Source organism: Brevundimonas sp. T2-11 (assembly GCF_055397675.1).
In genome coordinates this window covers 1,442,326-1,467,663 of the sequence record NZ_AP027920.1, presented here as the reverse complement: position 1 = coordinate 1,467,663, position 25,338 = coordinate 1,442,326, and the positions used below count along the sequence as shown (strand labels likewise).

Sequence of the window (25,338 nt, the reverse complement as noted above, 5' to 3'; positions counted from 1 at the left end):
CGTCTCTCTGTATCAGCCGCGCGACGCGCCCTTGAGCTGCAGATAGGCGGCCGAGAAGGGCGCGTACATGATGACGATCTGCGCCGCCGTCATGACAGCGTTGACGACCAGCGACACGGCCAGCATGGGCCCCAGGGCGCTGAGCAGGCTGGGGACGCTGGCGCCCTCCATGCCGACCATGCGCTCGGCCCCGCCGACCATCAGGCTGAGCGGCGCGGCCACGGCCGAGCCCAGCAAGCCGACCAGCATGGCCATGACCCAGGCGATGACGGCCATGCCTAGCAGGGGCCAGAAAACCTTCTTGGCGGTCATGGCGAAGGCCGACTTCACCGCGACCCGCCCCTCGGCGAAGGTCGCCGGCACGACCAGGCTGAGCCGCACCGACAGCCAGATCACGACCGCCACCACAGCCAGCGACAGCAGGACCACGGCCAGCCACAGCGCCGGAGCGGCCACCGCCAGGGCGGCGACCAGGCTGACGAGCATGAAGCCGACGAAGGTGACGGCGAACATGATCAGGGCCACGATCAGGCTGGCGCCCAGCACCCGCAGTTCGTCCTTGCCGAGGCGCATGTAGCCGAGCCTGCGATCCTCGGGGCGGATGACCGACCGGGCGATGGCGGTGCTGATCACGGCGCTGAACAGCAGGCCCAGAGGCGCGGCCCAGGCGACGATGACGCCATAGGCCTGCATCAGCGGCTGCATGTCCTCGATCGACGGCTCGGTCTGTCCCTCCAGCTGGGAAATCAACGACATGATGGTGACGAAATGCGGCCCCACCAGCAGGAAGAGCAGGCCGAAGAACAGGGCGTAGGCCACGGCCCACAGCAGGACGGCGACGGGCGCGCGCCGCGTCAGTCGAAAGCCTTCAAAAGCGCAGTCGGTGGCGGAAAAGATCATGCGGTCGTCCTCGATTCCCGATCAGCCTAGCGCAACCGGACGGGTCGCGTCCTGCGGCGCTTGCGCCAGCAGCGATCGGCAGGCCTCGGCATAGGGCGCCATCATCACCGTGTTCAGGAAGCCCTGCAGCCACGACAGGGGCACGAAGGCCGCCAGCGCCCAGGGGATCAGCACGCCCCAATCCACCGTCGGCGGCGCCCCCTGTTCCAGCATGGCGGCCAGGCTGAAGACATTGAGCCCGGCGATCAGGAACAGCACCACGGCGACGATCGCCAGCAGGACCAGCTCGATCGCCAGCACGACCGCGACAATGGCCAGGCTCAGCCCGAGCAACCGCAGAACCTGCCCCTTCGACAGCTTCCAGCCCTGAACAAAGGCGAAATCGCCCAGGGCCACGCTGGCCGGCATGATCAGACAGGCCCGCAGGATGACGCCCCAGACCGCCAACCCGGCGGCAACCGCAACCAGCAGCCCCACGGCGACCGCCGCCGCCTCCGACACGAACCACAGTCCTGCCCCGACGGCGAAGGCGATCAGGGCGATCACGATGGCGGCGGCGTAGAAGCCGACGATCATGGCCAGGCCGACGACGGCGACCCGCACCTCGTCCATGCCGATCTTCAGGCCGGCGAAACGATCCGCGCGCTCGGGGAACAGCACCGCCCGGAAGATGGCGGCCGTCACCACCACCCAGATCAGCATCTGCAGAATGTTCGCCAGCCCCGACAGGGCCTGAAACTGGACCATCTGCCCGACCAGGACGGCGGAGGCCTCTTCCGACCCCATGTCCGTCAGGGCCATGGCCCCGAACAGGCGCAGCATCAGCGCGCCCATCAGCAGGGACGGCGCGACCGACGCCACGCCCCACATCCAGACCCGCAAGGGGCGCCGTCGCGTCAGCCTGAACCCGGAGGCCAAGGCCTCGCCGATGGAAAACGCCGTGGTCATGATGGGCTCCTCTCAAGCTTGGTCATACGCCAGACAGCGACCGCTTCGCCACCCCGCGCAATGACAGGCTGACGGAAGCCTCCGGGACGGCTAGAAGGCCGCCATGTCGAACGCAGCTTCCTCTCCCAAACCTGTCCACGTTATCGGCGGCGGCCTCGCCGGTTCCGAAGCCGCCTGGCAGATCGCCCAGGCGGGCGTGCCCGTCATCCTGCATGAAATGCGCGGCGTGCCGGGCATCAAGACCGACGCGCACCAGACGGACGGTCTGGCCGAGCTGGTCTGCTCCAACTCCTTCCGCTCGGACGACTGGGAGTTCAACGCGGTCGGCCTGCTGCACGCCGAGATGCGGGCCCTGGGCTCGATCATCATGGCATGCGGCGACGCCCATCAGGTCCCGGCGGGCGGCGCCCTGGCCGTCGATCGCGACGGTTTCTCTCAGGCCGTGACGGCCAAACTGCAAGCCCATCCCCTTGTGACCATCGTGCGCGAGGAAATCGCAGGCCTGCCGCCCGAAGAATGGGACAATGTCATCGTCGCCACCGGCCCGCTGACCTCGCCCGCCCTGGCCGACGCCATCCTGAAGATGACCGGCGAGGAGAGCCTCAGCTTCTTCGACGCCATCGCCCCCATCATTCACGCCGACAGCATCGACTTCGACATCGCCTGGCGTCAGTCGCGCTATGACAAGGAAGGTCCCGGCGGCGACGCCGCCGCCTACGTCAACTGCCCGATGGACAAGGATCAGTACGACGCCTTCATCGACGCCCTGCTGGGCGGCCCCAAGGCCGAGTTCAAGGACTGGGAGAATGTCCCCTACTTCGACGGCTGCCTGCCGATCGAGGTCATGGCCGAGCGCGGCCGCGAGACCTTGCGTCACGGCCCGATGAAGCCCGTCGGCCTGACCAATCCACGCAACCCGACAGTCAAGGCCCACGCCATCGTCCAGCTGCGTCAGGACAATGCGCTGGGCACCCTGTTCAACATGGTCGGCTTCCAGACCAAGCTGAAGCACGGGGCGCAGGCCGAGACCTTCCGCATGATCCCCGGCCTGCAGAACGCCCAGTTCGCGCGTCTGGGCGGCCTGCACCGCAACACCTACCTGAACAGCCCGCAACTGCTGGACAAGCAACTGCGCATGAAGGCCATGCCGCGCCTGCGCTTCGCCGGTCAGGTGACGGGGGTGGAGGGCTATGTCGAAAGCGCCGCCATGGGCCTGCTGACCGGTCGTCTGGCCGCCGCCCAGGCCCTGGGTCGCGACCTGTCGGCTCCGCCGCCGGAAACCGCCATGGGCGCCCTGGTCGAACACATCACCGGCGGCCACCTGGAAGGGTCGAAGTTCCAACCGATGAACATCAACTACGGGCTGCTGCCGCCGCTGGAGGCGCCCAAGGTCGACGAGGACGGCAAGCGCATCCATCCCAAGGAACGCGGCCGCGCCAAGAAGCGCCTGCAATCCATCCGCGCCATGGACGCGCTGAAGGCCTGGCGCGACGCCTGACACAAGGCCGGGTCGGCTCAGCGCAATCTGGGCAGGCCCGGCCGGAACTGCAGCGCCATCACGCCCAGACCCACGACGCCGACACCCATCAGCACCCACGCCCCCGTCAGATCAGCCATGTGGTCGCGCAATAGGCCCGCGGCCAGCGGCGACAGGCTGGCGATGATGTAGCCGCCGCCCTGAACGAAGGCGAGCAGGTCGCCGGATCGGGCCGGGTCGTCGATCTGGTCCATGGCCAGGATCAGGGTCAGGGGGAAAATGGCCCCGATCCCCAGCCCCATGACCACCACGACCGGAACCGCCATGGTCACGGGCGCGACCACCAGACCCGCCAGACCGATCAGGGCCAGAACCAGGGCCGTCAGGATCGGCACGCGCCGGTCAGGGAAGCGCGCGATCACCAGCGAGACGATGACGCCCGCCGTCACCTCGGCCCCGGTCATGCCGCTGAGCAGATAGCCTGCCGTCGCCCTCGCCTGCCCCAGATCGACATAGAAGGGCGGCAGCCAGGCCAGCACCAGCGTATAGGCCGAGGTCCCCAGCCCCATGATCAGGACCAGGCTCCACGCCCGCCCCTGCTTCCAGAACGGCGTCTCGGGATGCGTCGCCTCGGTCACGGCCGCCCGGTCGGGCTCCTCCGCCGCCGGATCGCGTGCGGCGATCAACCAGACGACCGCCGCGGCGAAGGCCGGCAGGCTCCACATGGCCAGGGTCCACGCCCAGCCGACCGCTTCCGCCAGCCCCGCCGCCGTGGCCGCAGCGATGGCCGCCCCGCCCATGATGCCGGTCGTGTAGACAGCCATCACCGTGCCGAACCGGGCCGGAAAGGCCCGCTTGATGACGACCGGCGCCAGGGCCTGGATCAGGGCCACGCCGACGCCGACGACCGCCGCGCTGGCGATCAGGCCCGCCGTGTCGTTCAGAACCGCCCGTGCCAGACAGGCCCCGCCGATCAGAAGCGCGCCCAGCAGGATGCCGCGCCGCTCGCCCAGCCGCCGCCGCAGGGGTCGGATCGACAGGGCGCCGAGGCCGATCATCGCCACCGGCAAGGTGGTCAGCAGACTGGCGGCGGTGGAATCCATCCCCGTCGCGCCCTCTATCAGGTCCAGCAAGGGCCCGACCGCCGCCATCGCCGGCCGCAGGTTCAGCGCCAGGGCGAAGATGGCCGCCAGCAGCAGCAAGGACGCGCCGCGCGCCGCTTCGGCATCGGACCGTGCGATCATGACAGGGGACTCCACTGGGATTTCGCGCTAGTCTCTCGACCTCAAGTATCTCGATGTCAAGATAACTCATGCCCGACAGAGCTTCCCGCGCCGCCGCCCAGTGGGCCGTTCAACGTCCCGATATGGAGATGTTGCCAATGGAGGCGCTGGGCCGCCTGCACGAGGCCTCCATTCTGGTGGCGCGCGACCGACAGGCGCCGCTCTACGCCCGCTACGGCCTGCAACAGGGCGAGTTCGACGCCCTGGCGACGCTGCGCCGCTCGGGCGCGCCCGAAGGCCTGACGCCGACCGCCCTGTTCGAAGCCGCCATGATGTCGTCCGGCGGCATGACGGCCCGCATCGACCGGCTGGAGAAGGCCGGACTGGTCGAGCGCCGCCCTCACCCGACCGACCGCCGCGCGACCCTGGTGCGCCTGACCGACAAGGGCTTCGACCTGATCGAAACCATCATGCCTGAACACGAAGAAGCGGCGCGAGACATCCTCGCGCCGCTGTCGCTCGATGAGCAGAGGACCCTGAACGCCCTTCTGGCCCGCCTGATCGGCGGCCTCTGCGACTGAGATCAGCCGCCCGTGACAGCCTTGAACGCCACATAGACGGCGACGATCAGGATCAGGCCGGTGAACATCTGACGCCCCAGGGCCGCGTTCGCACCTAGACGTTTCGAGAGCGGCAGACCCGCCATCGTGCCGACCGCGCCGCCGACCGTCATGGCCGCGACCACGCCCCAGTCGACCAGGCCGGACAGGCTGTAGTTCACCGCCGTGCTGGCCCCGAAGGCCGCGACGCTGAGTAGGGACGCGGCCTGCGCCGCCGCCAGGGTCATGCCGGACGCCCACATCAGGCCGGGCACGATCAGGAAGCCCCCGCCGATGCCGAAGAAGCCCGCTGCGACGCCGACGCCCGCACCCGACACCGCCATGCGCGGCGCCATGCCCCGGTTCAGCCGAACGCCCGGATCGCCCTCGCTCGTCTTGGGCAGCATCATGGCCAGACCAACCGCCGCCATGGCCACGGCGAAAGCCAGCAACAGGTGATGGCCGTCGATGGCCTTGGCCGCCGATGAGCCGAACCAGGCGGCCAGCGCGCCGACCACGGCGAACATCACCGCGCAGGGCCAGCGCACCCGACCCGCTCTGGCCTGACCGGCCAGGGCCGTCAGGGCGTTCAGCGACACCCCGGCCGCCGAGGCGCCGATGGCGACATGCGGGTCGCGCACCCCGACGACATAGAGCAGCAGCGGCACGGCCAGAACCGACCCGCCGCCGCCGAACACCGTCAGCAACAGGGCGACCACGCCGCCGCTCAGGCCCGCCAGAAGCAGCTGGATCGGCTCCATGACCTCAGGCCCGCTTCATGCTCCGGTTCCAGGGCATGACCGCCAGCAGGCGCGCCATGCCGCAGAAGCCCGTCGCCCCGGCTATGAAGAGACCCGCGCCGACAAAGGCGCTGAGGCCCCAGAAGGCCGGATGCACACCCACGCCCAGGGCGCCGCCCAGCAGGATCAGCCCGCCCGCCGCCATCTGCACCTGACGCATCAACTCCAGGGGCTGTTTGGCGTCCGTCCTGACCGGCAGCCCGGCCTTCTTCCAGGCGTCCAGACCGCCGGCCAGCACATGGGCCGGGCCGTCGACGCGCGCGGCCAGCCGGTCGCAGTTGCCTGCCGTGCGGTTGCCGCTGCGGCACATGAAGATGACGTCCTTGCCCGGCGTCAGCCCCAGGTTCGCAGTCTCAAAGGCCGACAACGGGGCCGTGACGGCGCCCACGATGTGTTCGCGCGCATGTTCGTCGGGTTCGCGCACGTCCACCAGCACGGCGGTCCGCGCCTCCAGGCGAGCGGCGACCTCGGCGGGCGACAGGGAGACAAGCGAACTCATGGTCATCATCCTTGGATTTGGGGAGGGCCTCAGGCCGAAGCCGGAGGGCAGAAGATCTCGGCCAGAACTCCAATCACCTGCAGGGCGGCGGGATCGGCGATGCGGTAGAAGACAGCGGTGCCGCTCTTTCGCGCGCTGATCAGTCCGTCCTCACGCAGGCGCGCCAGATGCTGGGACAGGGCCGATTGCGACAGGCCGACCAGCGGCAGCAGGTCAGCCACCTGCCGCTCGCCGTCACCGATCTGGCACAGGATCATCAGCCGGTTTTCATTGGACAGGGACTTCAGCAGTCGGGCGGCGTTACCCGCATTGGCTTGAAAGCGTTCCAGTCCGATGGCGTTCAGGTCGATCATGACCGTCAATATATGAGCACTTGTTAAATTAGCAATATCTAATATATTGGATCGCAACCCAGGAGGCCGACATCGTGACCCCATCCCCCGCTGACAGGCCTGACGTCGTCGGCTTTTTCGATCCGGCGACCCACACCGTGACCTATCTGGTGTCGGACCCCGCCACCGGCGCCGCCGCCATCATCGACCCGGTGCTGGACTATGATCCGGCGGCGGCGCGCACCTCGACCGGTTCGATCGACCGTGTGCTGGACGCCGTCCGCGACCGCAAACTGACGCTGGAACGCGTTCTGGAGACCCACGCACACGCCGACCATCTGACCGGCGCAGACGAAATCCGCACACGCACCGGCGCCGCCATCGGCATCGGCGAGAAGATCACGCGTGTGCAAAAGACCTTCGGCCCCCTGTTCGAAACCGCCGACGTCACCGCCGACGCCATGGTCTTTGACGAGACCTACGCCGATGAGGCCCGTTTCAAACTGGGCGCGCTCACCGTCGAGGTGATGCACACGCCCGGTCATACGCCCGCCTGCGTGTCATACCGGATCGGAGACGCGGTCTTCGTCGGCGACACCCTGTTCATGCCCGACTACGGCACGGCGCGCTGCGACTTCCCCGGCGGCGACGCGCGGTCCCTCTATCGCTCGATCCAGAAGATCCTGGCCCTGCCCGACGCCACGCGGGTCTTCGTCGGTCACGACTACCTGCCCAAGGACGGACGCACCGAATTCCGCTGGGAGACCAGCGTGAGCGAGGAGAAGACCAACATCCACCTGACAGGACGCAGCGAGGACGACTACGTCGCCATGCGCGAGGCCCGCGACGCCACGCTGTCGCCGCCGCAACTGATCCTGCCCTCGCTCCAGGTCAACATCCGCGCCGGCGCCCTGCCCCCGGCCGAGACCTCGGGCCGACGCTTCCTCAAGCTGCCCCTGAACGCGATCTAGACCCGGCCGCGCAGCACGCTCCAGAAGAGGCGCAACCGCTTCAGAGGTTCAGGCGTGTCCGTGCGCGTCAAGGTGGCGTGGGCGACGGCGGGAAAGGCAGCGGTAGGCAATGTCCTGAGGGCCGCGTTGGCGGCGGGGGCCTGAGCCCGGGCCTCGTCGGCGCGACCGGTCTGCGACAGGGCCCACAAACGCCCGGCCTCGGCGACGGCGGCGTCATATCCCTCGCCCGCCAGCATCCGCGCCGCGACCTGCATGGGGCCGACATAGAAGGCGTCCAGGTCGTGCGGCTCGCCGTGCACCCGACCGATGTGGGCCTCGATCAGGGCGTCGAAGGGCGCGCGTTCCAGACCATGGCGGGCGGCGGCGGCGGTCAGGGCCTCCAGCACCGGATGGCCGACGCGAGGCGTATTGGAAAAGACACCCTCCAGCTGCTCGGCCCACCACGTATAGCGCATCTCGGCCAGCATGGGCTGGGTGACGCGGGTGGGAATGGTCAGCAGCTCCGCCTCGAAGGCGTAGAGGGCGATCAGGTCCGCGCGCGCCTGAACATCAGCCACGAACCGGCTGGACAGCCAGCGGTCGGGATCGGCGGCGCGGACCTGGGCATCAAGATCAACAGTCATCGCGCAAGGCCATCGGCCATTGCGCCCCATGGCGCAAGTCTCAGCCGAACAGGGTCTGATACATGGCCATCGCGCTCAGCATCGGCAACGACAGCAGCAGGTTGGTGCGGCTGCCCAGCATGGCGATACGCGCCGCCTTCGCCTTCCTGTCGTCATCGACGGCGATGATGCCCAGGGCGCGCTTCTGGTTCGGCCAGATCACCCCCCAGACGTTCAGGAACATGATGACGGCCAGCCAGACGCCGATCCCCATCAGACTGAACTGCTGGTCGCCTGCGTTCAGACCGCCAGCCAGGCCGAAGCTGAGCACTTCCATCGCATAGGCGTGACCGCGCGTGAACATGACGGCCAGACCGGCCAGCACCGTCACCAGCGCCGACCAGCGGAACCAGAACAGGGCCTCGGGCGCGATATGCTTGCTGACGGCGGGCTTCAGCTCGGCCGGGATCGCGGGCATGACCCGGATCTGCACGAAGTTGAAGTAGTAGAGCAGGCCGATCCACAGGATGCCGGCCACGACGTGAACCCAGCGGAAGGCCGCCTGGGCGAAGCCGATATCGAACCCGCCCGGCGCGATGCGGCCGAAGGCGAAGATCATGACCCCCGCCAGCAGGATGCTGAGCAGGAAAGTCGTTCTGAAGCTGGAAAGCAGTTTGGCCATGCGCCCCTCCCCGGGTCGGAATCACGAAGCGTGACCATACTCCTCCCTCCCCACTCGGGGGAAGGAGGAGCCTTTTCAGGAAGAAGCCGGCCTTAAGGGCGGCTGGCCATGCCGAGCTTGATCGGCTTGGCGTCCTCGTCGATGGAGCCGCCGCGCTTGACGCCCCACAGCAGGATGATCGGCGCGCCGACATAGATCGACGAATAGGTGCCGATCACGATGCCGATCATCAGCACGATGGAGAAGCCGAACAGGGCCTCGCCGCCGAACAGGGCCAGGACGGCCAGAACGCCCACGGCGGTGACGCCGGTGATGATGGTCCGCGACAGGGTTTCGTTCAGCGACAGGTCGATGACCTCGCGCAGAGGCATGGTCTTGTACTTGCGCAGGTTCTCGCGAAGGCGGTCGAACACGACGACGGTGTCGTTCATCGAATAGCCGATGACGGTCAGGATGGCCGCCACGGTGTTCAGGCTGAACTCGAAGCGGAACAGGGCGATCAGACCGAAGGTCAGCACCATGTCATGCACCAGACCCGCCACGGCGCCGAAGCCGAACTGCGGTTCGAACCGGAACCAGATGTAGACGAACATCAGCACGATGGCCGCGCCCAGGGCCAGCAGGCCGCTGGTGAACAACTCGCCCGAGACCTTGGAGCCGACGACGCTGACGCCCGAGTATTTCACCTCGCCGACCGCCTCGTCGATCGCCTTTTCGACGCGGGCGACGACGGCGCTCTGGCCCTCGTCTTCGGGGATCTGGAAGCGAACAATGGCGCTGGCGGCGCTGTCGATGCCCTGAACCTGGACGTCGCCCAGACCCAGTTCGCTGACGGCGCTACGCACCTGATCCAGTTCCAGCACCTGTCCGGCGGGCTTGGAGACCTCCATCGAGGCGCCGCCCCGGAAGTCGATACCCAGGTTCAGACCGGGATAGAAGCAGCCGACGATCGAGGCCACGCACAGGATGATCGAGATCACGCCGGCGGCGGGCGCATATTTGACGAACCGGAAGTTCGTCTTCTGCGGAAGCAGTTTGATGAGGGGCCATCCACGCATCGCCATCACTCCGCGATCGGCAGTTTTTTCGGCTTGGCGATCTTGAGCCAGTAGCCGAGCAGCACCTGGGCGACCATCACCGAGGAGAACATGGAGGTGAAGACGCCGATGGTCAGCGTCCAGGCGAAGCCGCGCACGGGCCCCGCGCCGAACATGAACATGATCAGCGCCGCCACCAGGGTGGTCAGGTTGGCGTCGACGATCGTGCCCATGGCCTTGTTGAAGCCGGCGTCCATCGAGGCGATGACCGAACGACCGGCCCGCGCTTCGTCGCGCATGCGCTCAAAGATCAGCACGTTGGCGTCCACGGCCACGGCGAAGGTCAGCACCAGACCGGCGATGCCGGGCAGGGTCAGGGTCGCGCCGAACAGGGACATGGCGGCGATGATCAGGATGCCGTTCAGGATCAGACCCAGAACCGACACGCCGCCGAACAGGAAGCCGTAGGCGCCGATCATGAAGACGCAGATCAGGATGAAGCCGATGATGGTCGAAACCATGCCGGCCTGGACCGCATCGGCCCCCAGCTCGGCGGTCACGACGCGACGCTCCTCGACCTTCAGCGGCGCCGGCAGGGCGCCCCCGTTCAGCAGGTTCACCAGTTCCGAAGCGGACTGGATCGAGAAGTTGCCGGTGATCTGACCCGTGCCGCCGGTGATGGCCCCCTGAATCGTCGGAGCCGAAATCACCTTGCCGTCCAGGATGATGGCGAAGGGCTTGCCGATGTTCTGGGCCGTGGCCTCGCCAAATCGGCGCGCGCCCTGGCCGTCGAAGCGGAAGTCGATGGCCGGGCGACCGTTCTGATCCGGACCGACGCCCGCGCGAGTCAGGTTCTCGCCCGAAACCAGAATGCGCTTCTTGACCAGATAGGGCTGCCCCTGGTCGTCGGTCAGCAGTTCCGCGTCAGGCGGCACGCGGCCGGCCATGGCGTCCTGCAGCCCGGTGCTGGTCGTATCGACCATCTGGAAGGTCAACTGGGCGGTGCGGCCGACCAGACGTTCCAGCTCCGCCGGATCGCTCTGCCCCGGAGCCTGAACGACAATGCGTTCCGCGCCCTGACGGGTGATGGAGATTTCCTTGGTGCCCGAGCTGTCCAGACGGCGACGCACGACCTCGATGGACTGGTCCACCGCCGTCGCGCCCATGCCGCTGATCGCAGCGTCCGTATAGGCGAAGCGAATACGGTTGCCGCTCAGACGGGTTGCGGTCCGGTCCGGCTGACCGTTGGCGGCGACGCCGGTCTGCGCCAGGGTGCGCAATTCCGTCAGGGCCACATCGAACTGGCCGGGGTCGGCGATGGTGACGACCACGCCGCCCGCCTCGCGCTGCATGGCGCCGATGTTGACCTTCTGCTCACGCAGGGCGACGCGCACGTCTTCCATCAGGTTGGTGACGCGCTTGTTGCGCATCTCCGGCACATCGACCTCCAGCAGGAGGTAGGAGCCCCCCTGCAGGTCCAGACCCAGGTTCAGGCCGTTCTTGGGCAGCCAGCCGGGCAGCGCATCGCGCTGCGCCGGGCTGAGCACGCTCGGGAAGGCCAGCAGCAGCCCGACAACGAGCGACAGCACGACCAGGGTGACTTTCCAGCGCGCTAGCTGAATCATGTCAGGGCTCTATTTCGGGCGGGCGTCAGCGGCGAAAGCCGCTCAGCCCTTGTCGTTGGCGGCGATGGCGGTGCGGTTGCGCACCTCGGCGATCATCGCCTTGACCACGCGGACATTCACGCCCTGCGAGATCTCGACCATGGCCTCGGCGTCTTCAACGCGGGTCACCTTGCCGACCATGCCGTTCGACAGAACGACTTCGTCGCCGCGCTTGACGCCGGCGATCAGGGCCTGATGCGCCTTCATCCGCTTCTGCTGCGGGCGGATCATCAGGAAGTAGAACAGGATGAAGATCGCGACGATCGGCGCGATCTGCACCACGATGGCCATCAGGCCGCCTTCGGAACCAGTAGGCATGGAAACTCCCCGAACCGGGCCGACCTTGAACGGGGGCCCCATAAGAAATTGAGGCGCGGAACCTAGGGTGAGCCGTGCCGATTTGCAACGCGGCCTGACGTCTCTTGATCACAGGCGATGCCGCCCGGACACGCCGGGCGGTCGCACATCAACGAGGCAGGACGCTGATCGGATCGACCGCGACCGGATCATCGCCGCGCATCTGGCGCGTCTCGAAGTGAATCGAGGGGCGGCCGTCGCCCGCCGTCAGACCCACCGTGCCGATGACCTGACCGGCCCGAACCTCGGCGCCGTCGCGGACTGTGGCCGAGCCCAGGTGCCCGTAAACCGTGCGCCAGCCGTCGCGATGGACGATCAGCACGGTCAGTCCCTGCCCCACCAGATCATCGCCCACATAGGCCACGCGTCCAGCGGCGGCGGCCTTGACCTCCGTCCCGGCCGAGGTGCCGATGTTGATGCCGTTATTGCGCTCGCCCATGCCCACGGGGCCGAAGCGCCGCAGGATGTCGCCGCGAACCGGCCACTGCATCGCCAGGGCCTGGCCCACCACCGCGCCCTGAACCGACGAGGCCGGCGTCGAGGAGGTCACGGCCGGCGCACGCGACGGCGGCAGGGCGGCGTTGCCGCTGGGCGGCGGCGGCGGGGGCGGCGCCACGCCGTTGTTCGGCGTCCGCACGCCGACCGGCGACGCGCCGGTCGCATAGGGGTCCGAGCCGGTGTCCACGGCGCTGTCCGGCAGGATGATGCGCTGTCCGGTGCTGATCGCGCCGCGCGGCCCCAGTCCATTCAGATCGATCAGAATCTGCACCGGCGTCTGGAAACGACGACCGACCCCCGAAATGGTGTCGCCCTGCTGGATGACATAGGTCGCGCCCGGCATGCTGGTCGAGCCCGCGGGCGGCGGCGGCGTCACCGTCACCGGCGCGCCCGTCGAGGGATAGGCCGGACCGCCGGCGGGCGGCAGGCCCCCGCCTTCGATGTTGCCTGACGGCGCGCGCGGCCCCTGCTCCTCATAGGGACGCGACGCGGGCGGCGGCGTCTGCGGCTGTGCGGGCTGGGCGTAATAGGGGTTGTTGTTCGGATAGGCGCCCGGCTGCTGCGGTTGCGCCGGATAGCCGCCCTGCCCGCCGACCGGCATGGGACGCGTCGAATAGCGCGGCTCGCTCGGATAGGTCGAACACGCCGTGACCGTCAGCGCCCCGCCGACGACGACCGCCGCCCTGATCCAGCCCGTGAAGCCGCCCATGCGCCCCTCCTTGTTAACCTTGAATCGCCTCTGCCCCCGGTGTGCCCCGGAAGCGTCGCCAAGCCAACCCGCCAAAGGGCGCCAAAGTGGGGCGGAAAGGTTAACCGCCCGGCGAAACATACGCCCCTACCCCTCCTTGGCCGTGCCTTCCACCAGGGGCACGAAGCGCACTTCGCACAGGCTTTCGCGGCGGAAGCTGCCGTCTTCCTGACCCGTATAACGGTTCAGCATCTGAACCGAGCTGCGGCCCACAGGCGCCACCAGAATCCCGCCAGGCTTCAACTGCTTCAGCAACTCCGTCGGTTCATGCGGCGAGGCCGCCGTCACCATGATCCGGTCAAAGGGGGCCTGTTCCGGCCAGCCCTGCCCGCCGTCGCCGTGGCGGGTGAAGACGTTGTCGACGCCCAGCAGCTTCAGCTTGGTTTCTGCCTCGGTCAGCAAGCTCTTGTAGCGCTCCACCGAATAGACGAACCGCGCCAGCCGGCTCAGCACCGCGCACTGATAGCCGCTGCCGGTGCCGATCTCGAGCACGCGGTGACGCGGCTGGACGTCCAGCGCCTGGGTCATCAGGCCGACGATGTAGGGCTGGCTGATCGTCTGGGCGCAGTCGATCGGCAGGGCCTGGTCCTCCCAGGCCTGATCCAGGAACTTCTCGTGGACAAACAGCGACCGGTCGATGGATTCCATCGCCTGCAGCACCCGCGCGTCGGTCACCCCCTGCCGCCTCAGCGACAGGATCAACCGGCCCGCACGGTCGTCCGACAGGCTCATTTTTCCAGCGGTCCCTTGGGGGGCGCGCCGCCCAGCACCTTCTTCAGATCATTGACGCTGCGCATGTGCGTCAGGTCGATATGCAGCGGCGTGACCGAAATCCGACCCTCGTCCATGGCCCGCAGGTCGGTGCCCTCGGCGTGTTCCTGCGGCGCGCCGCGGAAGGCCATCCAGTAGTAGTCGCGGCCGCGCAGGTCGGTGCGGCGGATGGCGTGCATCTCGCCGATGTCGCGGAAGCCCTGCTTCGTCACCTCGACCGACTTGACCAGTTCCGGCGGCAGCTTGGGGAAGTTGACGTTCATGACCACGCCGTCCTCCCACTTCTGCTCCAGCAGTTTTGCGATGATGCCGGGGGCGAAGGCTTCGGCCGTCTCCCAGTGCGCCGTCACGTCGTCGTGGAAGCGTTCCAGCGACTGCGACAGAGCGATGGAGCGAATGCCGAAGGCCATGCCCTGCAGCGCCCCGGCCACCGTGCCGGAATAGCTGACGTCCTCGCCGACGTTATGCCCGCGATTGACGCCCGACAGCACCAGATCAGGCTTCTCGGGCATCAGGTCGTTGACCGCCAGGATGACGCAGTCGGTCGGGGTCCCGGTCACGGCGAAGCGCTTGTCGCCCAGCTGGTTGACCCGCAGCGGCTCGGTCAGGGTGATCCCCCGCCCCTTGGCCGACTGCTCGGTCTGGGGCGCGACGACCCAGACGTCGTCCGACAGGGCGCGAGCAATCTTCTCAAGACATTCAAGGCCTTCCGCCTCGATGCCGTCGTCGTTGGTCAGAAGGATACGCATCAGACTTCCTTCTCCCCTTGCGGGAGAAGGTGGCTGGCGAAGCCAGACGGATGAGGGGTCTCGCCCCGGCCGGAAATCATGTCGTCTGAACTCGCCACTATCATCTTCTGTCTGAGCAACCCCTCATCCGAGCCGCTACGCGGCCCACCTTCTCCCGCAAGGGGAGAAGGATCAGCCTACCTGTTTCAGGCCGCCCATATAGGGCAGCAGCGCGCTCGGCACGGCGATCGAGCCGTCCTCCTGCTGATAGTTCTCCATCACCGCGACCAGGGTGCGGCCGACCGCCAGGCCCGAGCCGTTCAGGGTGTGCAGGAACTCGGTCTTCTTCTCGCCCGCGCGCTTGAACCGGGCGTCCATGCGCCGGGCCTGGAAGTCGCCGCAGTTCGAGCAGGAGCTGATCTCGCGATAGGTGTTCTGCGAAGGCAGCCAGACCTCGAGGTCATAGGTCTTCTGCGCCGAGAAGCCCATGTCGCCCTTGCACAGCAGCACCTTGCGATAGGGCAGCTCCAGCGCCTGCAGCACCGCCTCGGCGCAACCGGTCATGCGCTCATGCTCGGCTTCAGAATCCTCGGGCCGGCAGATGGAGACCATCTCGACCTTCGAAAACTGATGCTGGCGGATCAGGCCGCGCGTATCGCGCCCCGCCGACCCGGCCTCGGCCCGGAAGCAGGGCGTCAGCGCCGTCAGACGCATGGGCTCGGCCACCTCGTCCTCAGACAGGATTTGCTCGCGCACGAGGTTGGTCAGAGAGACTTCGGCGGTGGGGATCAGCAGGTGCTCGCCCGCGCGGAACAGGTCTTCTTCGAACTTCGGCAGCTGGCCGGTGCCGAACATGGCGTCGTCCTTGACCATATAGGGCGGCGCGACTTCCAGATAACCGTGCGTACCGGTCTGCAGGTCCAGCATGAACTGGCCGATGGCGCGCTCCAGACGCGCCAGCTGGCCCTTCAGCACAGCAAAGCGCGAACCCGACATCTTGGCCGCGGCCTCGAAGTCCAGCAGGCCCAGAGCCTCGCCCAGATCGGCGTGATCCTTGGCCGGCCCCGTCGTGCGCGGCTCGCCCCACTTCAGGACCTCGACGTTGTCGTTCTCGTCCTCGCCGTCCGGCACGTTGTCGGCGGCCAGGTTCTTCAGCCCCGCCAGCAGGTCGCGCAGTTCGGCGCCCTTGGCGGCCTCGGCCTCGCCCGCCCCGACGATGTCGGTCTTCAGCGTCTCGACCTCGGCCTTCAGCCGATCGGCCTCGGTCATGTCCTTCTTGCCCATGGCGGCGCCGATGGCCTTGGAGGCGGCGTTGCGCCTGGCCAGGGCTTCCTGACCCGTCGTCTGGGCGGCGCGCAAATCGACGTCCAGCGCCAGAATACGGTCAACGACGGACTGGGCGTCCTCCACGCCGCGCGACGACCAGCCGGCGACGTAGGCTTCGGGATTGTCGCGGATGGCTCGGATATCGTGCATGGCGTCGCTCTTCGGGCGCTCGTTAAGGAGAAGCCGAAGGCTGTAACGCCCGAAGCGGAGTCGGGCAAACCCCTTCTCCTTCGTCATCCTCCGACGAAGCGAAGCGGAGATCGGGGGACCCAGCGGCGCCGAAGGCGATCTTCATGCCGAACGCGACGCGTGGGTCTTTCGCCCTGCGGGCGCCGCTGGGTTCCCCGGTTCCGCGCAAGCGCGGCCCGGAGCATGACGAAAGAAGAAGGCTTACGACGCCTTCTTCGCCTTCACCCTGATCTCCACCCCGATCGCCTTGGACACCCAGTCCCCGCCCGCGTCGGACATCATGCCGAGGTCCAGCGCCGTGCGGTCCAGCTCCAGCTTGCCCGCCACGGTCGCCACGCCGTCCGCCTCGTCGAAGGTGAAGGGCAGGACCACCGGAAGCGTCGTCGTCTTGATCCGCAGCGTCCCCGTCGCCTCATAGCGGTTACCGCCCAAAGCCTTGAACGCCGTCGCCTCGAATCGCGCGGTCGGATAGGCGCTCGGGTCGAACCATTCGGCGCCCGTCAGGCTGCCTTCCTGGGTCGCGTCGCCGGTCTTCGCCGTCCCGGTCCAGACCAGAACCACCGCCTTGGAGCCCGCCAGATCGGCCGGGTCGAACCAGACCTGCCCCTCCCACTGCTCGAACCGTCCCTTGAAGGCCTTGCCCGCGTGGGTTCCGGTGAATTCGATGGTCGAGGCCGCCTTGTCGATGGTCCAGGCCGACGCCGTCCCCGGCGTGACCGCCGCCTCGACCTGAGCGGGCGCCGCCGCAGCTTGGACCTCGGCCCCTGCCCCTTTCGCCAGAGGCGCGGGCTTGGCCGCGATGCCGCCCGCCACGGCCAGGGCGGCGATGAAGCCGAGACCGGCCAGACGCTCGGTCCGGCGCAGCAGCGGCTTCGGCTCGGGCGCCGTCCGTCCCTCGCCGTGCTTCAGCACCGGGATCATGTGGGCCAGAACCCCGTCGCGATTGATGAACTGGTGCTTCAGCGCCGCCCCGACGTGCAGGGCGATCAGCACCACCGCGCCCCAGGCCATCAGGCTGTGCGCCCCCATGGCCTGATAAGCCACCGCCCGACGAACACCAGCCGCCGCCTCGCCGATGAAGGGCAGGTGCGGCACGGTGAACAGGCCGAACCAGCTGGTCGCCACCGCCAGCGGCGTATCCGTCGCCACCGCCCAGCCCGCCGAGACATAGAGCCACCCCGTCAGCGGCAGGGCCAGCATCAACCCATAGAAGGCCGCGTGGGTCGCCCGCGCCGCGAACGTCTCCCAGGTCTTCATCTCCGCCGGCATGCCCGGCGTGCGATGCGTCAGCCGCCAGACCAGCCGCAACGCCGTCAGGGCCAGGATCAGAAACCCGACCGACTTGTGAATCTGGAACACGCGATAGGCCAGCGCCTGACTGCCCGGCTCATTGATCGCCTCGCTCATCCACCAGCCCATCGGGATCATGGCGATAATGGCGATCGCGATGGCCCAGTGCAGGGCGATGGCGACGGGGGTGTAGCGACTGGCGGGCGCGGTCATGACAAAGCTCGCAGAATACTCAAAGAAAAACGGGCGGGACCGTCCGGCCCCGCCCGCTCATTCGGCCCGGCTTAGGCGGCCGGGGCGGCGGCCGGAGCCACCTGCTGCAGGAACTCGGCGTCGAAGCGAATGGTGACCTCGTCGCCCACCGGGCCCAGCGCCATGCCGAAGTCCGTGCGCTTGAACTTGCCTTCAGCCGCGAAGCCGAGGGTCGGGACCTGCATGAAGGGGTGCTTCTCGATCTCGCCGTTGAACGTCGCGTCCAGGGTCACCGGCTTGGTCACGCCCAGGAAGGTTAGGTCGCCCGTCACCTTGGCTGTGCGCGGGCCCGTCAGCTCGACCTTGGTCGACTTGAAGGTGATCTGCGGGAAGGCGCCGGCGTTCAGGAAGTTCTTGTTCTTGGCGATGTCCTCGCTCCAGCTCTTGAAGCCCGAACCCGCGTGGGTGCCGGTGTAGTCGCCCGGGTAGTTGGCGTCGACCGAGGCCGGGTCGATGCTGACCTCGACCGCGCTGTTGGCCAGGTTGGCCGGGTCCAGCGTGATCTTGGCGTCGAACTTGTTGAAGCGCGCGGTGTAGTTCGAGATCGTGTTGTGCGGCAGCGACCACTGCAGCGAGGCATGGGTCGGGTCCATGACATAGACGCCGGCCGGGGCCTTCAGCTCGACCGGCGCGGTCGCGGCGGCGTCGGCGGCGGGCGCAGCGCCCTTGTCGGCAGCGGGGCTGCAGGCGGCCAGCAGGGCGGCGGCCGAAACGGCCAGGATGGCGGCTTTGATCTTCATGGAAGGACCTCGTTCTATCTTCAGGGCTGGACACGAGGTCCAGAAACAGTTGCTCTGTCCGTCGGCGCGCCGCTCGGACTGCAACAGTATAAGTTGCTATTCATCCCCTTCAAGCCCTCCTCGTGCAAAAATGCGGATTGAGGTGCGCCCTGCGCGTCGCCCGCCTATCTTGCGACTCACATGCCCATTCGTCGCCTCCCCCCCGAAACCGTCAACCGCATCGCCGCCGGCGAGGTGGTCGAACGCCCCGCCAGCGCCATCAAGGAACTGGTCGAGAACGCGCTGGACGCCGGGGCCTCGCGTGTCGAGATCCAGGCGGACGGCGGCGGGCTGACCCGCATCCTGATCGCCGACGACGGCAAGGGCATCCCCAGGGACGAACTGCCGCTGGCGGTCGAGCGCCACGCCACGTCCAAGCTGGAACCCGACGACGCGGGCGACGTAGACCTTTTGCGCATCCACACCCTCGGCTTCCGCGGCGAGGCCCTGCCCTCCATCGGCTCCGTCGCCCGCCTGACCATCACCACCCGCGCCCGCGACGAGACTGAGGCCTGGGCCGTCACCGTGGACGGCGGCGATCAACGCCCTGTGGCCCCCGCCGGCTTCCCCGGCCCGCACGGCGCCCGGGTCGAGGTCCGCGACCTCTTCTACGCCACGCCTGCCCGCCTCAAGTTCATGAAATCCGAGCGATCCGAGGCCATGGCCATCTCGGAAGAGATCAAGCGTCAGGCCATGGCGCATGAGGCCGTCGCCTTCACCCTGTCGCTGGACGGCAAGGTGACGCTGCGCCTGCCCGCCGAGCATCCCGGCTTCGAAGGCCGCCTGAAGCGCCTCGGCGCCCTGCTGGGCCGCGATTTCGAGGCCAATGCCCTGCTGATCGATCAGGAACGCGACGGCGTGCGCCTGTCCGGCTACGCGGGCCTGCCCACCTATTCGCGCGGCAATGCGGCGCACCAGTTCCTCTTCGTCAACGGCCGTCCGGTGCGCGACCGCCTGCTGCAGGGCGCCTTGCGCGGCGCCTACGCCGACTTCCTGGCCCGCGACCGGCACCCGGCGGCGGCCCTCTTCCTCGACATCGACCCGCTCTACGTCGATGTGAACGTCCACCCGGCCAAGGCCGAGGTGCGCTTCCGCGACCCCGCCCTGGTGCGCGGCCTGATCGTCGGCGCCCTGCGTCACGCCCTGCATGCGGCCGGCCACCGCGCCTCGACCACGGTCGCCGCTGACGCCCTGTCAGGCTTCCGCGCCCACACCGGGGAAGCGCTCCACACCCCCTCCTCGCCGACGGCCCAGTCGTTCGGCAACGCCGCGCCCGGCTGGAGCGGCTGGCAGGGCTGGTCGCAACCGGCGGCCGCCGCCCAGAACCTGCCGGGCCTGAACGAGCGCTCCGCCCGCGTCGAGCACACCTGGAGCGGCGAAGCCGCCGCCCCCAGCTTCCGCACCCTGGGCGAAATCCAGGCTGTACACGCTGGTCAGATCGCGCCGGGCGCCCAGACCCCGCCCGAACTGATCGACTATCCGCTCGGCGCCGCGCGCGCCCAACTGCACGGCACCTATATCGTCGCCCAGACCCGCGACGGCCTGGTCGTGGTCGATCAGCACGCCGCCCACGAACGCCTCGTCTATGAACGGATGAAGACCCAGATGGCCCACGGCGCCGTCACCCGTCAGGCCCTGCTGACGCCCGAAGTGGTCGAGCTGGATCCCGCCGAGGCCGACCGCGTCGCCGCCAAGGCTGAGGAACTGGCCGAGATGGGCCTGATCGTCGAAGCGTTTGGATCTGGCGCCGTCCTGGTCCGCGAAACCCCCGCCCTGCTGGGCGACACTGATGTTCAGGGCCTGATCCGCGACATCGCCGACGACCTGTCCGAACACGGCGCCGCCCTGTCGCTGAAGGAGCGGATGGCCGAGGTCTGCGGCACCATGGCCTGCCACGGCAGCGTCCGCGCCGGTCGCGTCCTTTCCGCCCCCGAGATGAACGCCCTCTTGCGCCAGATGGAGGCCACGCCCCACTCCGGCCAGTGCAACCACGGCCGCCCTACCTATGTGGAGCTGAAACTCAACGACCTCGAGAAGCTGTTCGGAAGGCGATAATTCAATGCCCTACAGCATCCTCTTCGTCTGCCTCGGCAACATCTGTCGCTCGCCCCTGGCCGAGGCCGCCTTCCGCAAAGAGGCGCGCCGCCTGAAGCTGGACGTGGTGGTCGATTCCGCCGGCACCGGCGGCTGGCACGTCGGCGAACCGCCCGACCCGCGCGCCCAGGCTGTGGCCCGCAAGAACGGCGTCGACATATCCGCCCTGCGCGGCCGTCAGGTGAAGCCCGGAGACTTCCGTCGCTTCACCCACATCGTCGCTCTCGACGAAGACAATCTCGCCAACCTGCGCCGCCTCGCCCCCGCCGACGCCACGGCCGACCTCAGCCTGCTGCTGGATCACGTCGAGGGCCGCGAGGGTCAGCCGGTCGCCGATCCCTATTTCGGCGACGACGACGGCTTCGACGTCACCTGGGCCGACGTGACCGCCGGCGCGCTTGGCCTGGCCCGAAAGCTGCGCCGGGACGATTGAAACCGTCGCCTGCCCTCGCTATCTGACGCCCCTCACCTGTTGGGACTGTTTATGTCTGAGAATGTGTTCACGGCCTGAGGCCCGGACGCTGAAACCCGTCCGAGGCCGCTCGTAACGCCCCGCGTCTGAATGATCGACGCCGGGCGCACGCTGACGCCTGTCCCGGACAATCCGAAATGAACATCTCCCGTGCGGAACAACGCACGCTCCACGCCCTGGCCCAGGGCGGTCGCATCCTGCTGGAACGCGACGATCAGGGCCGCATCATCGCCGCCCGCTGCTTCACCCGCGAAGGCTGGGTGCTGGACGGCTGCAATCTCGAGCAATGGCGCAGCCTGAAACGCAAGGGCGTCATCAGGTCGCGCAACGGCGGCCCCTATGTCGTCAATCGCGATGGCCTGAGCCGGCTGCGCAGCCAGTTGGACAATCGCACCTCAGGGCGCGGCTTCTGACCTCAAGGACGCGCGCGACATCGCCGTCGCGCGCGTCGGTCAAGGCTTCAGCGCCGCCGCCATGAAGGCCGTCACCTTGGGCCAGGCGTCCTGACGCGCCGCCGCATCCGCCTCTGGCGAGCCGCCGCTGCGCGGGCTTTCGCGCGGTCCGCCATCACCGACCAGATCATGGCCCGCTTCGGGATAGATCAGGGCGGTCGTCTCCCGCCCCGCCGCCTCTCTTGACGCCACGATGGCGCGCGCCGCCTTGGCCGCGTCCCACTGGGCGTCGCGCTCGCCCGCGATCAGGATCAGCGGCCCGGCATAGGCCTCGACCGGAATGCGCGCCTCGGCTTCCTTTTCAGGATGATCCGCCCGTCCGTTGGCGTGGATAGCGCGCAGGTCAGCCTTGCCCGGCCCGGCCAGCAGGCCTTCGACAAAGCCCCGATAGGGCATGAAGGGCAGAGGCTGGCCGTTGAACGAGAAGGACGAGCGAGTGCCCTCGGCCTCGACCGTCTCAAGACCCCAGCCCTCCCAGACCACATCCGTGGGCGCATAGGCCACGACCGCATCAATCCAGTCGTAGCGGCTGGCCGCGATCAGGGCGAACTCGGCGCCCTTTGAGGCCCCGAACAGGCCGAACCGCTCCACGTCGACGCCCGGCGTCCCGCGCAGGGCCTCGCGCAGTTCCGCCAGCTGATCCACCCGAATGTCGATGAAGCTGCCCGCGATTTCGGGGAGGGCCTTGGGCGGGCCGTATTGGCCCCAGTCCGGCGAATAATAGGGCAATCCCACCGCCGCATATCCCATGCCCGCCAGGATCGGGCCGAACCGGTCGCCCGCCTCGGTCCCGCCGTCCGCGCCGTGCAGGATGACCACGACCGGCCGAGAGGCTGCGCCCGCCTCGACATAGACCTTGGCGTGAGGGAAGCCGGGGATGGCCGAAGACGCGACCTGCGCCCACCCGACGCCGGGGGCCAGTCCGATAGCCAAGGCCGCGCCGATGACCGCGCGCCTCGCGACAGTTCCAAACATGACACCCTCCGCATCCGCCCAGAGACAGACGCCATGGGTATCAGCGTTCGCTTCTCAGGAACAGGACGCGCGCCGCGCCATAGTCGCGCGTGTCCAGGCGCTCATAGCCGGGCGTGTCGATGTCCGGCTCGTCCGAACCGCGCTCGAACACCACGATGGCGCCGGGCTTCAGCCACTGACCTTCGCGCAGTCGCTCCAGAGTCTGTTCGCCCAGGCCCTTGGCGTAGGGCGGGTCCAGAAAGGCCAGGTCGAACGCCTCTCCTACCGAGCCGGGACGTTCGCCCAGGTCGATGGCGCTGCGGCGATGCACGCGCGCCCGGCCGAACAGGCCATAGGCGTCCATGTTCTCGCGGATCACGCCACGCGCGCCGTCGTCGATCTCGACGAACAGGGCGAAGGCCGCCCCGCGCGAGATCGCCTCAAAGCCCAGAGCGCCCGACCCGGCGTAGATGTCCATGACCCGCGCCCCGTGCAGACCTTCGGCCCAGGCGGCGTGTTCCAGCACGTTGAAAATGGCCTGACGCGCCCGGTCAGAGGTCGGACGCGTGTTCTGCCCCTCCGGCGCGATGATGGCGCGACCCTTCAGGCTGCCGGCGACGATCCGCATGACTTAGCCGCGCGGTCCGCCGCGACCGCCCGAAGGCTTGCCGCCGAAGGGTTTGCCGCCGCCGGGACGCGAGCCGCCGCCCGGCTTGCCGCCGAAGCCGCCAGGTTTGCCGCCCGAACGCGGTTTGAAATCGCGTTGCGGACGGTCGCCGCCCGAGCGCGGCGCACCGTCGCGGGGCTGGAAGTCCCGCTTCGGACGGTCGCCGAACCCGCCTTCACGCGGCTTGAAACCGCCCTTGGCGCCGTCGCGCGGCGCGCGGCGGTCGTCGATGAACTGATCGCTGCGGGGCTCGCGGTTGAAGGGCTTGCGCGGACGATCCGACCACTCGCCGCCCTCGGCGGCTTGCGGCCTAGCGCGCGGTTTGAAGGTCTTGGTGTGCTCGAACTTCGGCGTCGCCTTGGCCCAGCCCTCCTTCTTGGCGGGACGCTCGCGGCGGTCGACAGCGTCGGCCTGCGCCTCCGTGGCGGCGCGGACGCGGCTGGGCTTGCGCGAAGGGTCCGCCATGGCCGAACCCGACTTGCCCGTCACGATCGGCGACGAGGTGCGACGGCCGGGAATGGGCGCAGGCGTCGAGACGGTGTTGCCCGTCGGCAGGTTCTCGGGCCGGATGTGGTCGGCCAGCATCTCGCGGATCACGCGCGGGCCGACTTCCTCGACCGCCCCGACCGGCAAGGTGCCGAGCTGGAACGGGCCATAGGCCAGACGGATCAGACGGTTCACCGTCAGGCCGACCGACTCCAGGACCTTGCGGACCTCGCGGTTCTTGCCTTCGGTGATCGAGACGCTGATCCACAGGTTGGCCGACGATTTCTCGCCCTCGCCCTTTTCCTTGGCCTTGTCGATGGTCGCTTCCATCGGGCCGTAGTGGACGCCGTCGATGGTGCAGCCGGTCTTCAGCTTGTCCAGCTGTTCCTGGGTGATGCGGCCGCGAGCACGCGCCCGATAGTGGCGCACCAGGGCCGTGTCCGGCATTTCCAGCGCCCGGCTCAGCTCGCCGTCGTTGGTCAGCAGCAGCAGGCCCTCGGTGTTCAGGTCGAGACGTCCGACCGAGATCACGCGCGGCAGGCCGCTGGGCAGGGCGTCGAACACGGTCGGGCGGCCCGCCGGGTCGTTGTGGCTGGTGATCAGACCGGCCGGCTTGTGATAGCGCCAGACGCGCGTCGCCTGGGCCGCGCCGATCGGCTTGCCGTTGACGGTGATCACGTCGTCGCGCGTCACCAGGGTGGCGGGCGTGTCCAGGATGCGGCCGTTGACCGCCACCTTGCCCAGACCGATCAGACGTTCGACCTCGCGGCGCGAGGCGATGCCGGCGCGGGCCATGGCCTTGGCGATTCGCTCGCTGCGCAGCGGAGCAGCCGGTTCTTTCGCGGTTTTCGGGCCGCCCTTGCCGGCGCCCTTGGCGAAAGGCTTGTCGCCGCGATCGTCCTTGCGATCGCCGCGCGGCGGGCCTTTCCGGTCTCCGAAACCGCCCTTGTCCGGGCGCGCGTCGGCGAATTTGCGGGGGCCGCGCGGGCCGTCGTCTTGACGGGAGCGGGGCTTCTTGTCGTTGTCTTTGGGATGGCGATCCATGATGAGCGGTTCATGAGCATGGCGCTCGACTTGGCGCAAGCGGCGGCGCAAGCGGGCGAAGTGCCCGTGGGCGCGATAATTGTCGACGAAACGACCGGCGAAGTGCTTGGCCGCGGGCAAAACGGCCCCATAACCGCCCATGATCCGACAGCTCATGCCGAAATCGTCGCCCTGCGAGATGCGGCGGCGAAGTTGCAGAATTATCGCCTTACGGACCTCACCCTCTATGTCACCCTGGAACCCTGCGCCATGTGCGCCGGCGCCATCAGCCACGCCCGCATCGGCCGCGTGGTCTGGGGGGCGGACGATCCCAAGGGCGGCGCGGTGATCCACGGCGGCCGTTTCTTCGACCAGCCGACCTGCCACTGGCGACCAACGACCGAGGGCGGGGTTCTGGCCGAACCCGCCGCCGACGCCCTGCGCGCCTTCTTCCGGGCGCGACGCGGAACACGCGCCGCAGCGGGGCGTTGACGCGAAAAGCTTGACCTTGGAGGCCT

27 protein-coding genes are annotated in these 25,338 nt (G+C 68.4%); 7 read left to right on the top strand and 20 right to left on the bottom strand.

The features are described 5' to 3' along the window. Positions 1-12: 12 nt before the first annotated feature. Together ACZ5XO_RS07325 and ACZ5XO_RS07320 are read right to left on the bottom strand one after the other, a co-directional pair. Positions 13-900, bottom strand: coding sequence for a hypothetical protein (locus tag ACZ5XO_RS07325; RefSeq protein ID WP_464164607.1), 888 nt, complete (start codon positions 898-900; stop codon positions 13-15). A 21-nt stretch (positions 901-921) separates the two neighbouring features. After that, positions 922-1,848 carry a hypothetical protein gene (locus ACZ5XO_RS07320; protein WP_464164606.1) on the bottom strand — a complete coding sequence of 309 codons (927 nt, stop codon included), beginning with the start codon at positions 1,846-1,848 and terminating at the stop codon, positions 922-924. 103 nt (positions 1,849-1,951) lie between these two features. Here ACZ5XO_RS07320 and trmFO point away from each other — a divergent pair, with 103 nt between their 5' ends. Beyond that, complete coding sequence (gene trmFO, locus ACZ5XO_RS07315) at positions 1,952-3,346, top strand: methylenetetrahydrofolate--tRNA-(uracil(54)-C(5))-methyltransferase (FADH(2)-oxidizing) TrmFO (protein WP_464164605.1); 1,395 nt, start codon at positions 1,952-1,954, stop codon at positions 3,344-3,346. Positions 3,347-3,363: 17 nt separating this feature from the next. On the opposite strand, the gene ACZ5XO_RS07310 is transcribed toward trmFO, so the two are convergent. Beyond that, positions 3,364-4,569 (bottom strand): MFS transporter, encoded by a 1,206-nt coding sequence (locus ACZ5XO_RS07310; protein ID WP_464164604.1) that lies wholly within the window; start codon positions 4,567-4,569, stop codon positions 3,364-3,366. A 68-nt stretch (positions 4,570-4,637) separates the two neighbouring features. Here ACZ5XO_RS07310 and ACZ5XO_RS07305 point away from each other — a divergent pair, with 68 nt between their 5' ends. Continuing rightward, positions 4,638-5,129 carry a MarR family winged helix-turn-helix transcriptional regulator gene (locus ACZ5XO_RS07305; RefSeq protein WP_464164603.1) on the top strand — a complete coding sequence of 164 codons (492 nt, stop codon included), beginning with the start codon at positions 4,638-4,640 and terminating at the stop codon, positions 5,127-5,129. Positions 5,130-5,131: 2 nt separating this feature from the next. On the opposite strand, the gene ACZ5XO_RS07300 is transcribed toward ACZ5XO_RS07305, so the two are convergent. The 3 genes from ACZ5XO_RS07300 to ACZ5XO_RS07290 are packed head-to-tail and all read right to left on the bottom strand — an operon-like array spanning position 5,132 to position 6,799. Next, complete coding sequence (locus tag ACZ5XO_RS07300; RefSeq protein WP_464164602.1) at positions 5,132-5,908, bottom strand: sulfite exporter TauE/SafE family protein; 777 nt, start codon at positions 5,906-5,908, stop codon at positions 5,132-5,134. A 4-nt stretch (positions 5,909-5,912) separates the two neighbouring features. After that, entirely contained in the window at positions 5,913-6,446 is a 534-nt protein-coding gene (locus tag ACZ5XO_RS07295; protein ID WP_464164601.1) for a rhodanese family protein, read from the bottom strand. Between the two features lie 29 nt (positions 6,447-6,475). Further along, complete coding sequence (locus ACZ5XO_RS07290; RefSeq protein WP_464164600.1) at positions 6,476-6,799, bottom strand: ArsR/SmtB family transcription factor; 324 nt, start codon at positions 6,797-6,799, stop codon at positions 6,476-6,478. Positions 6,800-6,873: 74 nt separating this feature from the next. On the opposite strand from ACZ5XO_RS07290, the gene ACZ5XO_RS07285 reads away from it, so the two are divergent. Further along, positions 6,874-7,749, top strand: a complete 876-nt coding sequence (locus tag ACZ5XO_RS07285; RefSeq protein ID WP_464164599.1) for an MBL fold metallo-hydrolase — start codon at positions 6,874-6,876, stop codon at positions 7,747-7,749. Here the strand turns inward: ACZ5XO_RS07285 and ACZ5XO_RS07280 are convergent. From ACZ5XO_RS07280 to ACZ5XO_RS07230, 11 genes are all read right to left on the bottom strand, one after another. Continuing rightward, positions 7,746-8,372, bottom strand: a complete 627-nt coding sequence (locus tag ACZ5XO_RS07280; RefSeq protein ID WP_464164598.1) for a squalene/phytoene synthase family protein — start codon at positions 8,370-8,372, stop codon at positions 7,746-7,748. The genes ACZ5XO_RS07285 and ACZ5XO_RS07280 overlap by 4 nt on opposite strands. A 40-nt stretch (positions 8,373-8,412) precedes the next feature. Continuing rightward, complete coding sequence (locus ACZ5XO_RS07275) at positions 8,413-9,033, bottom strand: hypothetical protein (protein ID WP_464164597.1); 621 nt, start codon at positions 9,031-9,033, stop codon at positions 8,413-8,415. Positions 9,034-9,125: 92 nt separating this feature from the next. Beyond that, a complete protein-coding gene (gene secF / locus ACZ5XO_RS07270; protein ID WP_464164596.1) occupies positions 9,126-10,097 on the bottom strand; it encodes a protein translocase subunit SecF in 972 nt (323 codons plus the stop codon). After that, positions 10,097-11,695 carry a protein translocase subunit SecD gene (gene secD, locus ACZ5XO_RS07265; protein WP_464164595.1) on the bottom strand — a complete coding sequence of 533 codons (1,599 nt, stop codon included), beginning with the start codon at positions 11,693-11,695 and terminating at the stop codon, positions 10,097-10,099. Before secD ends, secF begins: the two co-directional genes overlap by 1 nt. 42 nt (positions 11,696-11,737) lie before the next feature. Then, complete coding sequence (gene yajC / locus ACZ5XO_RS07260; RefSeq protein WP_292082982.1) at positions 11,738-12,052, bottom strand: preprotein translocase subunit YajC; 315 nt, start codon at positions 12,050-12,052, stop codon at positions 11,738-11,740. 148 nt (positions 12,053-12,200) lie between these two features. Beyond that, the gene (locus ACZ5XO_RS07255) at positions 12,201-13,298 is read right to left on the bottom strand and encodes a peptidoglycan DD-metalloendopeptidase family protein (protein WP_464164594.1); all 1,098 of its coding nucleotides are present in this window, start codon (positions 13,296-13,298) and stop codon (positions 12,201-12,203) included. 126 nt (positions 13,299-13,424) lie between these two features. Further along, positions 13,425-14,069: a protein-L-isoaspartate(D-aspartate) O-methyltransferase gene (locus ACZ5XO_RS07250; protein ID WP_464164593.1), complete on the bottom strand. Its 645-nt coding sequence runs from the start codon at positions 14,067-14,069 to the stop codon at positions 13,425-13,427. Beyond that, a complete protein-coding gene (surE, locus tag ACZ5XO_RS07245) occupies positions 14,066-14,857 on the bottom strand; it encodes a 5'/3'-nucleotidase SurE (protein WP_464164592.1) in 792 nt (263 codons plus the stop codon). The genes ACZ5XO_RS07250 and surE overlap by 4 nt, the downstream gene beginning before the upstream one ends. A gap of 171 nt (positions 14,858-15,028) precedes the next feature. Further along, the gene (serS, locus tag ACZ5XO_RS07240; protein WP_464164591.1) at positions 15,029-16,312 is read right to left on the bottom strand and encodes a serine--tRNA ligase; all 1,284 of its coding nucleotides are present in this window, start codon (positions 16,310-16,312) and stop codon (positions 15,029-15,031) included. Positions 16,313-16,552: 240 nt separating this feature from the next. Beyond that, on the bottom strand, positions 16,553-17,854 hold the full coding sequence (locus tag ACZ5XO_RS07235; protein ID WP_464164590.1) for a cytochrome b/b6 domain-containing protein: 1,302 nt from the start codon (positions 17,852-17,854) through the stop codon (positions 16,553-16,555). A gap of 71 nt (positions 17,855-17,925) precedes the next feature. Continuing rightward, complete coding sequence (locus tag ACZ5XO_RS07230; protein WP_464164589.1) at positions 17,926-18,633, bottom strand: YceI family protein; 708 nt, start codon at positions 18,631-18,633, stop codon at positions 17,926-17,928. Positions 18,634-18,813: 180 nt separating this feature from the next. Here ACZ5XO_RS07230 and mutL point away from each other — a divergent pair, with 180 nt between their 5' ends. The 3 genes from mutL to ACZ5XO_RS07215 all read left to right on the top strand — a co-directional run bounded on the left by mutL (position 18,814) and on the right by ACZ5XO_RS07215 (position 21,651). Beyond that, the gene (mutL, locus tag ACZ5XO_RS07225; RefSeq protein ID WP_464164588.1) at positions 18,814-20,727 is read left to right on the top strand and encodes a DNA mismatch repair endonuclease MutL; all 1,914 of its coding nucleotides are present in this window, start codon (positions 18,814-18,816) and stop codon (positions 20,725-20,727) included. 4 nt (positions 20,728-20,731) lie between these two features. Then, positions 20,732-21,199 carry a low molecular weight protein-tyrosine-phosphatase gene (locus ACZ5XO_RS07220; protein ID WP_464164587.1) on the top strand — a complete coding sequence of 156 codons (468 nt, stop codon included), beginning with the start codon at positions 20,732-20,734 and terminating at the stop codon, positions 21,197-21,199. Positions 21,200-21,375: 176 nt separating this feature from the next. Then, positions 21,376-21,651 carry a YjhX family toxin gene (locus ACZ5XO_RS07215; RefSeq protein WP_464164586.1) on the top strand — a complete coding sequence of 92 codons (276 nt, stop codon included), beginning with the start codon at positions 21,376-21,378 and terminating at the stop codon, positions 21,649-21,651. Positions 21,652-21,690: 39 nt separating this feature from the next. Here ACZ5XO_RS07215 and ACZ5XO_RS07210 read toward each other — a convergent pair whose 3' ends face one another. Genes ACZ5XO_RS07210 through ACZ5XO_RS07200 form a run of 3 tightly spaced genes read right to left on the bottom strand, consistent with a single transcriptional unit; the run spans position 21,691 to position 24,841 of the window. Continuing rightward, a complete protein-coding gene (locus tag ACZ5XO_RS07210; protein WP_464164585.1) occupies positions 21,691-22,665 on the bottom strand; it encodes a dienelactone hydrolase family protein in 975 nt (324 codons plus the stop codon). 40 nt (positions 22,666-22,705) lie between these two features. Beyond that, positions 22,706-23,272 carry a 16S rRNA (guanine(966)-N(2))-methyltransferase RsmD gene (gene rsmD / locus ACZ5XO_RS07205; protein ID WP_464164584.1) on the bottom strand — a complete coding sequence of 189 codons (567 nt, stop codon included), beginning with the start codon at positions 23,270-23,272 and terminating at the stop codon, positions 22,706-22,708. A gap of 3 nt (positions 23,273-23,275) precedes the next feature. Next, positions 23,276-24,841, bottom strand: coding sequence for a pseudouridine synthase (locus ACZ5XO_RS07200; protein ID WP_464164583.1), 1,566 nt, complete (start codon positions 24,839-24,841; stop codon positions 23,276-23,278). Here ACZ5XO_RS07200 and tadA point away from each other — a divergent pair. Continuing rightward, on the top strand, positions 24,830-25,312 hold the full coding sequence (gene tadA / locus ACZ5XO_RS07195) for a tRNA adenosine(34) deaminase TadA (protein ID WP_464164582.1): 483 nt from the start codon (positions 24,830-24,832) through the stop codon (positions 25,310-25,312). The genes ACZ5XO_RS07200 and tadA overlap by 12 nt on opposite strands. Positions 25,313-25,338 lie beyond the last annotated feature (26 nt).